Consider the following 13473-nt stretch of genomic DNA (forward strand, 5'->3'; position numbering starts at 1 on the left):
TCGGTCATAACAATAAATAATCTATAAATAACATATAATTTCAACACATTGTAAACTTTTTATTTTACAAAGTTCAAACTATAATAAGGATTATACTTTTCAGAAAATTTAATGGAAACCTGCGGAGGTGCACGGATTGCTGAATTTGGAACAAGTGTCAAAAGTATATAAAGGCGGCAAAAAAGCTGTGAACAGCATTGATTTAGATATTGCCAAAGGCGAGTTTATCTGTTTTATCGGCCCGAGCGGCTGCGGAAAAACGACAACGATGAAGATGATCAACAGGCTGATAGAACCATCGTCTGGAAGGATCTTTATCGACGGAGAAAATATTATGGAACAGGATCCTGTTGAGCTGAGGAGAAAAATCGGCTATGTGATTCAGCAGATTGGTTTGTTCCCCCATATGACCATCCAGCAGAACATCTCACTCGTACCAAAGCTGCTGAAATGGCCTGAGGAAAAACGGAAAGAACGGGCGCGAGAGCTGTTAAAGCTTGTGGATATGGGTCCGGAGTATTTAGACCGTTATCCCCATGAGCTCAGCGGCGGACAGCAGCAAAGAATCGGCGTGCTGCGCGCGCTTGCCGCGGAACCCCCTCTCATTTTAATGGATGAACCGTTCGGAGCGCTTGATCCGATTACGCGTGATTCGCTTCAGGAAGAATTCAAAAAACTGCAGAGAACACTAAACAAAACGATTGTGTTTGTTACCCACGATATGGACGAAGCGATTAAGCTTGCTGACAGAATCGTGATTTTAAAAGCGGGAGAAATCGTTCAAGTCGGCACACCTGATGAGATTCTCCGGAACCCGGCAAATGAATTTGTTGAAGAATTTATCGGGAAAGAACGCCTGATTCAGTCAAGACCGGATATTGAGCGGGTAGAGCAAATGATGAACAGAACGCCGGTGACGGTATCTGCGGACAAAACGCTTTCTCAGGCGATTCAGCTGATGAGAGAAAAACGTGTTGACTCGCTGCTAGTTGTAGACCGGCAAAACGTGCTGAAGGGCTATGTTGATGTGGAAATGATTGATCAAAACCGCAAAAAAGCGAGCATCGTTGGCGATGTATACCGCTCAGATATATATACCGTTCAAAAAGGGGCGCTACTTCGCGATACAGTCCGAAAAATTTTGAAGCAGGGGATCAAGTATGTTCCGGTCGTCGATGAACAAAACCATTTAGCAGGGATTGTGACAAGAGCGAGCCTTGTTGATATCGTGTACGATTCCATATGGGGCGACGAGGAAAACCAGCTCATGACGATCTGACCAGGGGAGGAGCTCTTTTAAGATGAATCAAATGATGACTTTTTTGCAAACGAACGGCGGAGAGCTGCTGTATAAAACAGGAGAGCATTTATATATTTCACTCATAGCCGTTGTATTGGGCATTATCGTTGCAGTGCCGCTCGGTGTTGCTCTTACCAGAATGAAAAAAGGCGCAGGTGCGGTTATCGGTTTCGTAAACATTGTGCAAACCCTGCCGAGTCTTGCGATTTTAGCCTTTTTTATTCCGCTTCTCGGCGTAGGAAAGGTGCCGGCGATTGTCGCTTTATTTTTCTATTCGGTGCTGCCGATCCTGCGCAATACGTATACCGGCATTAAAGGTGTAAATAAAAACCTGCTGGAATCGGGAAAAGGGATTGGCATGACCGGCTGGGAACAGATTCGGCTCGTCGAAATCCCGCTGGCGATTCCCATCATCATGGCGGGTATCCGCACATCAACGATCTACCTAATCGGCTGGGCGACACTTGCGTCGTTTATCGGGGGAGGCGGCCTCGGGGACTATATTTTTATCGGCCTGAACCTATATCAGCCTGAATATATCATTGGCGGTGCCGTGCCTGTCACAATTCTGGCCATTATCATTGATTATGTGCTGGCTGTGACAGAACGAAAGGTGACGCCGAAAGGCTTGCAAGGGATGAAGGAAGTTTCGTAAGGAGTTGGCACTGTTGAAAACGAAAAAAATCAAATGGCTTGGCGTGTGCGCTCTCGGCTTTGTCATGCTGCTAAGCGGCTGTTCTCTGCCGGGACTCGGCGGCGCTTCAGACGACACGATCAAAATCGGGGCGCAAAGCATGACTGAATCAGAAATTGTAGCGAATATGATCGCGCAGCTTATTGAACATGATACAGATTTGAATACCGCTTTAGTGAAAAACCTCGGGTCAAACTATGTGCAGCACCAAGCGATGCTGGGCGGTGACATTGATATTTCTGCCACGCGCTATTCCGGAACTGATTTAACAAGCACCCTGGGCAAGGAAGCGGAGAAAGATCCGAAAAAAGCGCTGAACATTGTGCAGAACGAGTTTCAAAAGCGCTTTTCTTATAAATGGTTTGATTCCTACGGCTTTGATAACACATATGCCTTCACCGTAACAAAAAAGTTTGTGGAGAAGGAGCATATTAACACCGTGTCTGACCTGAAGAAAAATGCCTCCCAATATAAATTAGGCGTCGACAATGCTTGGCTGAAACGAAAAGGCGATGGGTATAAAGGCTTTGTCAGCACATATGGCTTTGAGTTCGGCACAACGTATCCAATGCAGATCGGGCTAGTCTATGACGCAGTCAAAAACGGGAAAATGGACGCCGTTCTGGCTTATTCAACGGATGGACGGATTAAAGCCTATGACTTGAAAATTTTAAAAGATGATAAGCGTTTCTTCCCGCCGTATGACTGTTCACCGGTGATTCCGGAAAAGGTGCTTAAGACGCATCCCGAGCTTGAGGGTGTGATCAATAAGCTGATTGGGCAAATCGATACGGAAACGATGCAGGAGCTGAACTATGAGGTGGATGGCAAGCTGAAGGAGCCGTCTGTCGTAGCAAAGGAATTTTTAGAGAAACATCATTATTTTGACTAAGAAAAGAGGCGGATCATATGGAAGTACTACAGCAGCTTGGCACTTACTATTCGCAAAACGGCGGTTACGTGCTGCAGGAGTTTTACCGCCATTTTCTGATGTCGGTGTACGGCGTTTTATTTGCTGCCATTGTTGGAATTCCGCTCGGCATCCTGATAGCCAGATACAGAAGATTAAGCGGATGGGTTTTTGCGGTCACGAACGTCATTCAGACGATCCCGGCTCTCGCCATGCTCGCCGTGCTGATGCTTGTCATGGGGCTTGGCGCTAATACGGTGATATTGTCATTATTTCTGTATTCTCTTCTGCCGATTATCAGAAATACGTATACAGGGATTATCAGCATTGAACATGCTTATCTTGAAGCCGGAAAAGCAATGGGGATGACAAAATTTCAAGTGCTGCGGATGGTCGAGCTTCCGCTTGCGCTTTCTGTCATAATGGCCGGCCTGCGCACTGCGCTTGTCATTGCCATCGGCATTACGGCCATCGGGACATTTGTCGGTGCAGGCGGTCTTGGGGACATCATCGTCAGGGGATCAAATGCCACAAACGGAACCGCGATTATATTAGCTGGAGCAATCCCCACAGCTTTGATGGCGGTGATTGCCGATTTGGTCATGGGCTGGCTTGAACGAGCGTTAAGCCCGATTAAAAAGAAGAAAAACCTGGCCAGTGCTGCATAAGAAAAAACGCCTTGTAATAACAGGGCGTTTTTTACGGCTTCGGCACATATTTAAAAATGTCTTCGCTCTCAAAAAACTCAATCAAACGGCTGAGCCAATTATAATAATCGAGCCATTCCTTTAATTCCTTCAGCAGTTCATTCACTTTTTCTTCCGCTTCAGGAGTAAGCTCTTCATCCAACACGCTAAGCAGCTCCCGATTGAGTTTTTTATGCATCATTTTGTTTTTGCTGACGACTTTGCTCCAGGTGGCTGAAAACAGCGTGATAAACGTTTGATAGTAATCCTGTTCAACCTCATATAAATCTTTTCGGACGCCCTTTTCGAACACCTTCTCGGCGATATTGGCATCAAGCATTTCCCGCACTACTTGGCTCATGCGTGTTTTGCTCATGCCGGTGGCCTCAGATAATTCGGTAAGCGTCATCGGTTTTCGATTCATATAAATAATGCCCAGCACACGTCCGACGGTAGAGGGCATTCCAAATGCATGCATGTTTTCCGCAATTCTTTCTATAAAATGGTCCTCGGCTTGTTCAATGATCGTTAACGGATCTTTCTCCAACGGTTTCATCCTTTCAGCTAACAATTCCGATGTCAATATACCACATTTTTGATACGGCGAAAATGCTGTCAAAAGAGAATTTGGCAGGAAATTGGAGCAATAAGGAGATCAACACACGTCAATGCGGGTAAATCAGCGTTTACACATACTTTATAAATAATATGAACAAATTGTAAACTTTTTATTTTATAAACTTTAATCTATAATGGGAAGCATTCAATTGTCTGAAAAATTAAATTTAAACTGAACAAATTGAATAAATTTAATTTTGGAGGTGCGATGTTTGCTGACATTAGAAAATGTCTCGAAAACATATAAGGGCGGCAAAAAAGCCGTGAACAACGTGAATCTTAAGATTGCAAAAGGCGAATTTATCTGTTTTATCGGGCCGAGCGGCTGCGGAAAAACGACAACGATGAAAATGATTAACCGATTAATTGAGCCTTCCGCCGGGAAGATTTTCATTGACGGCGAAAACATTATGGAACAGGATCCTGTAGAGCTCAGGCGCAAAATTGGCTATGTGATTCAGCAAATCGGCCTGTTTCCCCATATGACCATTCAGCAGAATATCTCACTCGTCCCAAAACTGCTGAAATGGCCGGAGCAGCAACGGAAAGAGCGGGCGCGTGAGCTTTTAAAATTGGTCGATATGGGGCCAGAATATTTAGACCGTTACCCTCATGAATTAAGCGGGGGGCAGCAGCAGCGAATTGGTGTATTACGGGCACTTGCCGCGGAGCCGCCGCTTATCTTAATGGATGAACCGTTCGGGGCACTCGACCCGATTACGAGGGATTCCCTTCAGGAAGAATTTAAAAAACTGCAAAAAACCTTACATAAAACCATCGTATTTGTTACCCACGATATGGATGAAGCGATTAAGCTGGCAGACCGGATTGTGATTTTAAAAGCGGGAGAAATCGTTCAAATTGGAACGCCCGATGACATTTTGAGAAATCCGGCAGACGAATTTGTTGAGGAATTTATCGGCAAGGAGCGACTGATTCAGTCATCCAGCCCGGATGTTGAACGGGTTGACCAGATTATGAATACTCAGCCTGTAACGATCACCGCGGATAAAACGCTTTCTGAGGCCATTCAGCTAATGAGGCAGGAACGGGTAGATTCATTGCTTGTCGTCGATGACGACCACGTTCTGCAAGGTTATGTCGATGTTGAAATCATTGATCAATGCCGGAAAAAGGCCAATCTCGTAGGAGAGGTTTTACATGAAGATCTATACACAGTATTGGGCGGGACATTGCTGCGCGACACGGTCCGCAAAATTTTAAAACGGGGTGTCAAATATGTCCCTGTTGTGGATGAAAACCGACGTTTAATCGGAATTGTGACGAGAGCAAGTCTGGTCGATATCGTGTATGACTCCCTCTGGGGAGAAGAAAAGCAGCTCGCGGTATTGTCATAGGGAGGGGATAAGTCATGCATCATATTGTTCAATTTTTGCAAACCAACGGGGGCGAGCTTCTTTATAAAACATACGAGCATATTACGATATCGCTCATTGCTGTTATCTTAGGCGTGCTGGTTGCCGTCCCCCTAGGCATTGTGCTGACCAGAATGAAAAAAGGAGCCGGCACCATTATCGGCATTGTGAATATCATTCAGACGCTGCCGAGTCTGGCTATCCTTGCCTTTTTTATCCCGCTCCTTGGTGTAGGGAAGGTTCCAGCCATTGTGGCTTTGTTTTTCTATTCCGTATTGCCGATACTGCGCAACACGTATACCGGCATTCGCGGCGTCAACAAAAATTTGCTCGAGTCTGGCAAAGGCATCGGAATGACACCGGCTGAACAAGTCCGCTTGGTGGAGCTGCCGCTTGCCGCGCCAGTGATCATGGCGGGAATTAGAACATCGACGATTTACTTAATCGGCTGGGCCACGCTTGCTTCTTTTATCGGAGGCGGCGGATTGGGTGATTACATTTTTATCGGATTGAATTTATATCAGCCGGAATATATCATCGGGGGCGCGGTTCCCGTCACAATATTGGCGATTGTGATTGATTATGTGCTGGCAGTGGCTGAACGAAAACTGACACCTGCCGGCATGCAAAGGTTGAAGGAAGTGTCATAAGGAGGCGGCTTATGAAAAGAAAATATCTTACATTAATGATTGGTTTAGCACTTGCGGCAACATTGACGTTGAGCGGCTGTTCGCTTCCTGGTCTCAGCGCCGCTCCAGACCAGACCATTAAAATCGGCGCGCAAAGCATGAGCGAATCAGAAATCATCGCCAGCATGCTTGGCCAGTTGATCGAACACCATACTGATCTCAAAACAACAACAATTAAAAATCTTGGCTCCAACGCGGTGCAGCAGCAGGCTTTAATGAACGGGGAAATCGACATTGCAGCCACAAGATATACGGGAGACGCGCTGACAGGAACGTTGAGAATGCAACCGGAAAAAGACCCGGACAAAGCGCTGGCGCTTACTCAGCGGGAGTTTAAAAAAAGATATGATTTAAAGTGGTATGACTCCTACGGGTTTGATAATACATATGCCTTTACAGTCAGCAAGGAGCTGGCCGACCAATACCATTTAGAGACCGTATCAGACGTTAAAAAATGGGCGCCGCAATTAAAACTTGGCGTCGATAACTATTGGATGAAGCTCAAAGGAAACGGCTATCAGGATTTTACGAAAACCTACGGCATGACATTCGGAGGCACGTATCCAATGCAGATCGGCCTTGTGTACGATGCGGTGAAAAGCGGAAAAATGGACATTGTGCTTGCGTATTCAACCGATGGAAGAATCAAGTCCTATGGTCTCAAAATGCTGAAGGACGATAAACAATTTTTCCCGCCGTACGACTGCTCTCCGGTTGTTCCGGAAAAGGTGCTCAAAGAACATCCTGAGCTTGAAGGCATCATCAAGAAAATGATCGGAAAAATCGACACAGCCACGATGCAGGCGCTTAACTATGAAGTCGACGGCAATCTAAAGGAACCGTCTGTCGTTGCCAAGGAATATTTAGAAAAACATCACTACTTCGAATCGTGAAAGGGGGAAGGGGTCAATGAACGTGCTTGAACAGTTAATGACGTATTACGCGCAGAATGGCAGCTACGTCATGGGTGAATTTGGCCGCCACTTTCTTATGTCGGCTTACGGTGTTTTGTTTGCCGCTGTCGTCGGGGTTCCGGCGGGAATCCTCATCGCGCATTTTCGCCGTTTGTCAGCCTGGGTGTTCGCCGTAACAAACGTTATTCAAACAATCCCCGCGCTCGCTATGCTGGCCGTCTTGATGCTTGTTATGGGGCTAGGCGCAAATACCGTAATTGTATCATTATTTCTGTATTCCCTGCTTCCGATTATCCGAAACACGTACACAGGGATTGTCAGCATTGAGCATGCCTACCTAGAATCGGGAAAAGCAATGGGCATGACGAAATTCCAAGTGCTCAGAATGGTTGAGCTCCCGCTCGCGCTTTCTGTCATCATGGCGGGCCTTCGCACGGCTCTCGTCATTGCAATCGGGATTACAGCAATCGGCACATTTGTCGGCGCCGGAGGCCTTGGGGACATGATCGTCCGCGGATCGAACGCGACAAACGGAACTGCGATTATTCTAGCCGGGGCGATACCGACTGCGGTGATGGCGGTGGCAGCCGATTTGCTCATGGCCTGGCTGGAGCGGGCATTAAGTCCGGTGAAGAAAAAAAGAACAAGAGCCAAACACGTTCAATCAGCTGCATAGAATAGAAAAAGAGGCTGGAGTCCAGCCTCTTTTTTCTATTTAAATTGCAAACTGCTCCATCTTTGCATTAAGCTCCTTCGCCAGCCGCTCCAACTCCTCAGCATTTTGAAGCACTTGATCCATCGAATGGGCGGATTGCTCGGTAATTGAAAATGTTTCTTCAATACCGGCGGCCGACTCTTCGGATACAGAAGCGATATTTTCAATCGATTGATTGATGGTAATCGATTGGTTTGTTAACTGCTTCAGGCCATCCGTAACTTCCTTAATGCTGTCAGCAACATGAGTGACAGATTGTTTGATATGCTGCATAGCCTGTCCGGTGTCTGTCAGGTTTTCCGTTCCTTTTTCGACTTCTGTAAAGCTGCTTTCCAAGTACTTAATAACGGAGTGAATTTCCTGCTGTGTCCCGTTTACAATCCGGGTAATGTCCTGCACGGAATCAGAAACGCCGTCAGCCAGCTTTCTGACTTCATCAGCCACAACGGCGAAGCCTTTGCCGCTTTCTCCTGCGCGGGCAGCTTCAATCGCGGCGTTAAGGGACAGCAAATTCGTTTGCTCGGCAATCCCGTTGATGACCTGAACGAGCTTGTTGATATCCTGAGAATGCTGTTCAAGTGATCTCACTTTATGCACGGCTTCTTGAACGATATGGTGGATGGTTTTCATTTGCTGTAATGACGTATCCATATTTTCGTTTCCGCTTACCGCGAGTTCGAGAACGTTTTGAGACGTATCGCTGATTGTAATGCCGTGATTATAGGCTTTATCAATGCTTTCGGTAAACTCATTCATCGATTCGGCAATTGTTACAGCGTCTTGGGCCTGCTGTTCAGAGCCCTCAGCCATTTCGTTCATCGTTTCAGTAATATGTTTGCTGCCGGATCTTGTTTCATTCGTTGCGGTAGCAAGCACCTGTGAAGAAGAAAGAACCCGGCTTGAGATGTCTTTAGAATATCCGACAATATCTCTCAGATTCCCTACCATTTTTTGCAGCGCTTCATTCAGGTCGCCCAGCTCGTCTTTTGAGTTGAGCGGCTCCATGTCGTTCGATAGGTCTCCCTCGGCAATATGATTGGCAGACTCCTTCATGCGAATGATAGGCTTTACAATGTTTCGCGCGATATAAAGCCAGATGAAAATGCTGACGATGATCGAAGCTGCCACTAGCAGAGCAGTATAAATGAGCCCTTTTTGATAGACGGCCTTCGTTTCTTTTACTGCTGTGTTGCTGCCTTCTTTATTGTAGTCAACAAGCTGGGTGATTGTTTTTTTCATATCCTCAAAGCTGGCCTCAGTTTGGACCAATAAACCTCTTGCTTTGTCCATGTCATTTGTGCGGCCGCTTTCGATAATTTGCGCATGAATATCCATATAGGTGTTCACTTCAGTTTGAAGCTGCTCGAACAGTTTCTGCTCTTTATCAGTGGAGATCGTTTTTTCGTAGTTAGCAAGCTTTTGGTTAATGTCTTCCATGATTTGATTCATTTCTTGATCAAGTGTATCCATCTTGCTTTTGTCTGTATAAATCAGAAAGTCCTTTTCTTTAGAAGACAGGTGCTCGGTTACATAATTAATTGAAGTGATTCCTTTGATGCCGTCAATCCATTTCGTGTTGATTTCATCTGTTTTTTGAATGATATGCTGCATATTAAGAACGCCTATTCCGCCTACAAGTAAATTGATCAGGATCAGTGTCAAAAATACCAGGCTGAATTTGCGGGAAATCGTCAGTCGCATATAGTGGTCTCCTTTAAAAACGTAATGTGTGGATGTACTATATATCGGCTGAGATATCTTTTTTTCACCTGGAAAATAAAAAAATAAAAAACGGTTCTTTTTCTCGTCTTTGAGATCAGAACCGTTTTAGCAATTAGTCAAGAAAGGAAGGGTCAATCCATTCAGTCGCCCATTTAGAAATCTCACCTAAAATGGGGGCTAGCGCCTTTCCTTTATCGGTCAATGAATATTCGATGCGAACCGGAGTTTCAGGGATGACATCCCGCTTTACTACTCCTTCAAGCTCAAGTTCTTTCAGCCGTTCTGACAGAACTCTGCCGCTTAGATTTGGAAGTGCTGCTTCAATTTCGCTAAATCGCTGCGACCCGTTTAAGAGCTGAAATACGATTAAAGCGACCCAGCGTTTACTTAAGATGTCGACTGCTTTTTCAAATCTAGGACACATTTCTGATTGGTTCATACTTTTCACCTCGTCTGTCACTATTATAACGCAAATAACGAGGGAAGGTATGCAAGCGTGATTGATGAAATGCAGAAAGAGGAATAGGGGATTATGAGGAAGAAGCGCGTTTTTTTGCTTCCGAAGATAAAAAATCGAAGTATTTGCTGAGATTTTCAATATCCTGCTTTGAAAGATGTTCCCATTTTCGGCTATTGAAAATCGGGAGGTGCTCCGCTCCGCGCGTGACAGCCGTCTGGTAAATGTCATAAACGGACTGATAGCTTTCAGATGCTTCGCGGATTTCTTTAGGAAAGGCCTGAATATGGCCTGCGGCGGCCATTAGGTCTTCGTACGGCACCTTCAGGACGGACGCCAGTTTTTTGATCGTGGCGGGTTTTGGCGTCCCGCGCTTGCCGTTTTCAATTTTCGAAATGGTGGCCGAGCTGATGCCTGAGTACACCGCAAGCTGATTCACTGTCAGTTTGCGGGCGCGGCGCAGCTCCCGTAATTGCTGTCCGAACGGTGACATGGTCTATCGCCTCTCATTTCTATCAATAGTCAGTCATCAGCAGACCGTTTTTTGGCTTCGTCTGAAATAAACGAAAAATAATGATCGAGCATGAGCAAATCTTCTTTATTGAGATATTGCCATTTTTCGTTCTCAAGAAGCGCAAGGTTTTTCAGGTTATAGGCCTCCGCTTTTTCGAGCAGCTTGCACTTCGTTTCATAAGGAGCCTTGGCTTCATGAACTTCTTCGATGTAACCAGCCTTGTACATAAGCCCCTCATAAGGAATTTTTAAGGCCTCCGCCAGTTTTTTGATGGTGGCGGGTTTGGGAACGCCCCGTTTTCCGTTTTCGATTCTGGAGATGCCGGCCGCGCTTACGCCTGAATAAGTCGCCAGCTGGTTGACCGTTAACTTTCTCTCCTCGCGCAATGCCCGCAATTGTTCGCCAAAGCTTTCCATATGTCTCACCCCGTCCCTCACTGTTACTCATATTTTAGTATGTTTATTGACTAAAGGGAATAGGTAGACTGGAAATGTATTGACAAAAGTTAACATAAGCCGTAATGTAAAACTATAGAAAAAAGTTTTTTCAGGAATGGAAGGTGAGGAAAGTGCCAGTAGAAAAGATACAGATTAGACGTGATTATGTCTTGCAGTATATGGTTAATAACGATTATTCCCTTAATCAGCTTGCGCTGGAAATCGGAGTCTCACCCGCCACACTGAGCCGTGTGCTGAATGGTGAAAGGAGGCCGGGGCAGCTTGTGATCGGTAAAATGCTTCACTACTTTAATTTGAAATTTGAGGATCTTTTTTACTATGATTTTGTTGACAAAAGTCAATGAAAGAGAAAAAACGCAAGAAGATCCAAGCGTTTTCTATCTTGAATGATGTGTCAGCACAAACCCTGTCACCAGTTCATTGCATGTTTTCCATTGTTTTGTCGGCAACTGATGTCCCTGATATTCCAATCTGAAAAATTCGGCATGGCTGCAAGCCCTTCGGTAATAGCCTGCGTTTGTAAAGGTCCAGTCCCGCAGGCCGCCATACATAAAAAGCATTGGCATGTTTAGCCGAGGCAGCTGTTCAATGCAGTTGTAGCCTAGCGAATCCTGATAATACTGATGCCAATGAGCCTGGTCTGCTTTTTTCATATGGCCTGTTAATATGCTGCGAAGCTGTCTGTCTTCTGTGTGGCTCCCAGCGAGGATTCTCATGAGCAAACCGGGGTTTTTTTCAAGCAGATACATTCCCAGTTTGTGCAGCTTCTGGCCGATTACATTATGAACAGCGGGGTAGGCGCCTGACAGAATCAGGTGTGACACTTTGTCCGGGCGGATGAAGCCGATGTGCTGTGCGATTAAGCCCCCGGCGGAATACCCGAATAACACAGCTTTATCAATGTATAAAGCGTCCATGAATTGTACGATCTCGTTCGCATAATAGGAAATAGAAGCGGGTTCACCCGGGTGTTCACTGTCACCGTGCCCGCTTAAATCAGGAAAAATCACCTTGAAATGCTCTGAAAGAAGGCGTTGATAATAAAAAACCTTGCGTCCCATGCCCGGCGGGTGGATAAAAATGATAGGAATTCCCTGTCCATATTCTTCATAAAAAAGATGTTTCCTGCTGTCTATGCTGATAAGCGGCATCGCTTTTCTCCTTTGACCTTTTCATATGAATAGGGTAACCAAGACAAAACGTCTTATCCGGCCTTTTGGCGTCTGATACAGCGTGACATGCCAACCCTTTTCATGTAAAATAGAAGTAATGTAGCCAGTGAGTCTGGAGGTGTAAGGGATGCACGCAGTTTTGATTACCTTATTGGTTATCGTCAGCATTGCACTTATTATTGTCGTTTTGCTTCAATCCAGTAAAAGCGCCGGATTATCTGGTGCGATTTCAGGCGGAGCGGAGCAGCTCTTCGGGAAACAAAAAGCAAGAGGTCTTGATTTAATTTTGCACCGCATTACGGTAGTGCTGGCAGTCTTGTTTTTCGTGTTAACGATTGCGCTTGCTTATATCCTATAGGGCAATGTTTGTATAAGGTCTGATGTGAAGTCAGGCCTTTTTCACGTTTCTGGCTGATATTCATAACGTTTTTTTCTGATTAAACTGTGGAAAACTATAATGATCGTGCAGATAGAAAGGGAGACATGAGCATGAAAGTTGTGACACCAAAACCATTTACATTTAAAGGCGGAGACAAAGCGGTGCTTTTGCTGCACGGCTTTACAGGAAATACAGCGGATGTAAGGATGCTGGGACGATATTTGAATGAACGCGGCTATACGTGCCACGCGCCTCAATATGAAGGACATGGCGTCCCGCCTGAAGAACTTGTACATACGGGGCCTGAAGACTGGTGGAAAAACGTAATGGATGGCTATGAATACTTAAAATCTGAAGGCTATGAGAGCATTGCTGCCTGCGGACTGTCGCTTGGCGGGGTTTTTTCGCTGAAATTGGGTTACACTGTACCCATAAAGGGAATTGTCCCAATGTGCGCACCGATGCATATTAAGAGTGAAGAGGTCATGTATCAAGGCGTTCTTTCATACGCTCGCAATTATAAAAAGTTTGAGGGGAAAAGCCCTGAGCAAATTGAAGAGGAAATGAAAGAATTTGAAAAAACGCCGATGAATACCCTCAAGGCGCTGCAAGACTTAATTGCTGATGTGCGGAACAATGTCGATATGATTTATTCACCGACATTTGTGGTGCAGGCCCGTCATGACCACATGATTAATACCGAAAGCGCCAATATTATTTACAACGAAGTGGAAACTGATGATAAACAGCTGAAATGGTACGAGGAATCAGGCCATGTCATTACACTCGACAAAGAACGTGACCTCGTCCATCAGGATGTGTATGAATTTTTAGAGAAGCTCGATTGGTAATCAACAGGAGGTCGGATA

The 13473-nt window shown here is 45.5% G+C and carries 17 protein-coding genes; 11 read left to right on the forward strand and 6 right to left on the reverse strand.

Annotated features, from left to right (window positions below; genetic code table 11):
• The first annotated feature begins 136 nt into the window (after positions 1 to 136).
• The 4 genes from opuCA to opuCD all read left to right on the forward strand — a co-directional run bounded on the left by opuCA (position 137) and on the right by opuCD (position 3572).
• The gene (gene opuCA / locus BFW96_RS03950; RefSeq protein WP_069838717.1) at positions 137 to 1279 is read left to right on the forward strand and encodes an osmoprotectant ABC transporter ATP-binding protein OpuCA; all 1143 of its coding nucleotides are present in this window, start codon (positions 137 to 139) and stop codon (positions 1277 to 1279) included.
• 22 nt (positions 1280 to 1301) lie between these two features.
• Positions 1302 to 1955, forward strand: coding sequence for a glycine betaine/carnitine/choline/choline sulfate ABC transporter permease OpuCB (gene opuCB, locus BFW96_RS03955; RefSeq protein ID WP_003228349.1), 654 nt, complete (start codon positions 1302 to 1304; stop codon positions 1953 to 1955).
• Positions 1956 to 2019: 64 nt separating this feature from the next.
• Positions 2020 to 2886 (forward strand): osmoprotectant ABC transporter substrate-binding lipoprotein OpuCC, encoded by an 867-nt coding sequence (gene opuCC / locus BFW96_RS03960; protein WP_083252805.1) that lies wholly within the window; start codon positions 2020 to 2022, stop codon positions 2884 to 2886.
• 17 nt (positions 2887 to 2903) lie between these two features.
• On the forward strand, positions 2904 to 3572 hold the full coding sequence (gene opuCD, locus BFW96_RS03965) for a glycine betaine/carnitine/choline/choline sulfate ABC transporter permease OpuCD (protein ID WP_069838719.1): 669 nt from the start codon (positions 2904 to 2906) through the stop codon (positions 3570 to 3572).
• Between the two features lie 31 nt (positions 3573 to 3603).
• Here the strand turns inward: opuCD and BFW96_RS03970 are convergent, their stop codons facing one another.
• On the reverse strand, positions 3604 to 4137 hold the full coding sequence (locus BFW96_RS03970) for a GbsR/MarR family transcriptional regulator (protein WP_003243347.1): 534 nt from the start codon (positions 4135 to 4137) through the stop codon (positions 3604 to 3606).
• Between the two features lie 283 nt (positions 4138 to 4420).
• On the opposite strand from BFW96_RS03970, the gene opuBA reads away from it, so the two are divergent.
• The 4 genes from opuBA to opuBD are packed head-to-tail and all read left to right on the forward strand — an operon-like array spanning position 4421 to position 7863.
• The gene (gene opuBA, locus BFW96_RS03975) at positions 4421 to 5566 is read left to right on the forward strand and encodes a choline ABC transporter ATP-binding protein OpuBA (protein ID WP_040081797.1); all 1146 of its coding nucleotides are present in this window, start codon (positions 4421 to 4423) and stop codon (positions 5564 to 5566) included.
• A 14-nt stretch (positions 5567 to 5580) separates the two neighbouring features.
• Positions 5581 to 6234, forward strand: coding sequence for a choline ABC transporter permease OpuBB (gene opuBB / locus BFW96_RS03980; RefSeq protein ID WP_069838720.1), 654 nt, complete (start codon positions 5581 to 5583; stop codon positions 6232 to 6234).
• 11 nt (positions 6235 to 6245) lie between these two features.
• Positions 6246 to 7166: a choline ABC transporter substrate-binding lipoprotein OpuBC gene (opuBC, locus tag BFW96_RS03985; protein WP_069838721.1), complete on the forward strand. Its 921-nt coding sequence runs from the start codon at positions 6246 to 6248 to the stop codon at positions 7164 to 7166.
• Between the two features lie 16 nt (positions 7167 to 7182).
• On the forward strand, positions 7183 to 7863 hold the full coding sequence (gene opuBD / locus BFW96_RS03990; RefSeq protein WP_040081801.1) for a choline ABC transporter permease OpuBD: 681 nt from the start codon (positions 7183 to 7185) through the stop codon (positions 7861 to 7863).
• Between the two features lie 39 nt (positions 7864 to 7902).
• On the opposite strand, the gene BFW96_RS03995 is transcribed toward opuBD, so the two are convergent.
• The 4 genes from BFW96_RS03995 to rghR all read right to left on the reverse strand — a co-directional run bounded on the left by BFW96_RS03995 (position 7903) and on the right by rghR (position 11011).
• Positions 7903 to 9603, reverse strand: coding sequence for a methyl-accepting chemotaxis protein (locus BFW96_RS03995; protein ID WP_069838722.1), 1701 nt, complete (start codon positions 9601 to 9603; stop codon positions 7903 to 7905).
• Positions 9604 to 9736: 133 nt separating this feature from the next.
• On the reverse strand, positions 9737 to 10063 hold the full coding sequence (gene catR, locus BFW96_RS04000) for a catDE operon transcriptional regulator CatR (RefSeq protein ID WP_003242888.1): 327 nt from the start codon (positions 10061 to 10063) through the stop codon (positions 9737 to 9739).
• A gap of 91 nt (positions 10064 to 10154) precedes the next feature.
• On the reverse strand, positions 10155 to 10574 hold the full coding sequence (locus tag BFW96_RS04005; protein WP_014665398.1) for a helix-turn-helix domain-containing protein: 420 nt from the start codon (positions 10572 to 10574) through the stop codon (positions 10155 to 10157).
• A 29-nt stretch (positions 10575 to 10603) separates the two neighbouring features.
• Complete coding sequence (gene rghR, locus BFW96_RS04010) at positions 10604 to 11011, reverse strand: transcriptional repressor RghR (protein ID WP_069838723.1); 408 nt, start codon at positions 11009 to 11011, stop codon at positions 10604 to 10606.
• A 152-nt stretch (positions 11012 to 11163) separates the two neighbouring features.
• Between rghR and BFW96_RS04015 the strand changes: the two genes are divergently transcribed.
• On the forward strand, positions 11164 to 11397 hold the full coding sequence (locus BFW96_RS04015) for a helix-turn-helix domain-containing protein (protein ID WP_009968172.1): 234 nt from the start codon (positions 11164 to 11166) through the stop codon (positions 11395 to 11397).
• 33 nt (positions 11398 to 11430) lie between these two features.
• Here the strand turns inward: BFW96_RS04015 and BFW96_RS04020 are convergent, their stop codons facing one another.
• The gene (locus BFW96_RS04020) at positions 11431 to 12204 is read right to left on the reverse strand and encodes an alpha/beta fold hydrolase (RefSeq protein ID WP_069838724.1); all 774 of its coding nucleotides are present in this window, start codon (positions 12202 to 12204) and stop codon (positions 11431 to 11433) included.
• A gap of 148 nt (positions 12205 to 12352) precedes the next feature.
• Here BFW96_RS04020 and secG point away from each other — a divergent pair, with 148 nt between their 5' ends.
• The gene (gene secG, locus BFW96_RS04025; RefSeq protein WP_003220028.1) at positions 12353 to 12583 is read left to right on the forward strand and encodes a preprotein translocase subunit SecG; all 231 of its coding nucleotides are present in this window, start codon (positions 12353 to 12355) and stop codon (positions 12581 to 12583) included.
• Between the two features lie 131 nt (positions 12584 to 12714).
• Positions 12715 to 13455 (forward strand): alpha/beta hydrolase, encoded by a 741-nt coding sequence (locus BFW96_RS04030; RefSeq protein ID WP_003242610.1) that lies wholly within the window; start codon positions 12715 to 12717, stop codon positions 13453 to 13455.
• The last annotated feature ends 18 nt before the right edge of the window (positions 13456 to 13473 follow it).

It is taken from the genome of Bacillus sp. F56, from assembly GCF_001748205.1.
In the GTDB taxonomy this organism is placed as follows: Bacteria; Bacillota; Bacilli; order Bacillales; family Bacillaceae; genus Bacillus; species Bacillus stercoris.

Coding starts and splice junctions, on each gene's coding strand:
- opuBC (WP_069838721.1), top strand. CDS start 6,246: ATGAAAAGAAAATATCTTACATTAATGATTGGTTTAGCACTTGCGGCA.
- opuBB (WP_069838720.1), top strand. CDS start 5,581: ATGCATCATATTGTTCAATTTTTGCAAACCAACGGGGGCGAGCTTCTT.
- secG (WP_003220028.1), top strand. CDS start 12,353: ATGCACGCAGTTTTGATTACCTTATTGGTTATCGTCAGCATTGCACTT.
- BFW96_RS04030 (WP_003242610.1), top strand. CDS start 12,715: ATGAAAGTTGTGACACCAAAACCATTTACATTTAAAGGCGGAGACAAA.
- opuBD (WP_040081801.1), top strand. CDS start 7,183: ATGAACGTGCTTGAACAGTTAATGACGTATTACGCGCAGAATGGCAGC.
- rghR (WP_069838723.1), bottom strand. CDS start 11,011: ATGGAAAGCTTTGGCGAACAATTGCGGGCATTGCGCGAGGAGAGAAAG.
- opuCB (WP_003228349.1), top strand. CDS start 1,302: ATGAATCAAATGATGACTTTTTTGCAAACGAACGGCGGAGAGCTGCTG.
- BFW96_RS03995 (WP_069838722.1), bottom strand. CDS start 9,603: ATGCGACTGACGATTTCCCGCAAATTCAGCCTGGTATTTTTGACACTG.
- BFW96_RS04020 (WP_069838724.1), bottom strand. CDS start 12,204: ATGCCGCTTATCAGCATAGACAGCAGGAAACATCTTTTTTATGAAGAA.
- opuCC (WP_083252805.1), top strand. CDS start 2,020: ATGCTGCTAAGCGGCTGTTCTCTGCCGGGACTCGGCGGCGCTTCAGAC.
- BFW96_RS04005 (WP_014665398.1), bottom strand. CDS start 10,574: ATGTCACCGTTCGGACAGCAATTACGGGAGCTGCGCCGCGCCCGCAAA.
- opuCD (WP_069838719.1), top strand. CDS start 2,904: ATGGAAGTACTACAGCAGCTTGGCACTTACTATTCGCAAAACGGCGGT.
- catR (WP_003242888.1), bottom strand. CDS start 10,063: ATGAACCAATCAGAAATGTGTCCTAGATTTGAAAAAGCAGTCGACATC.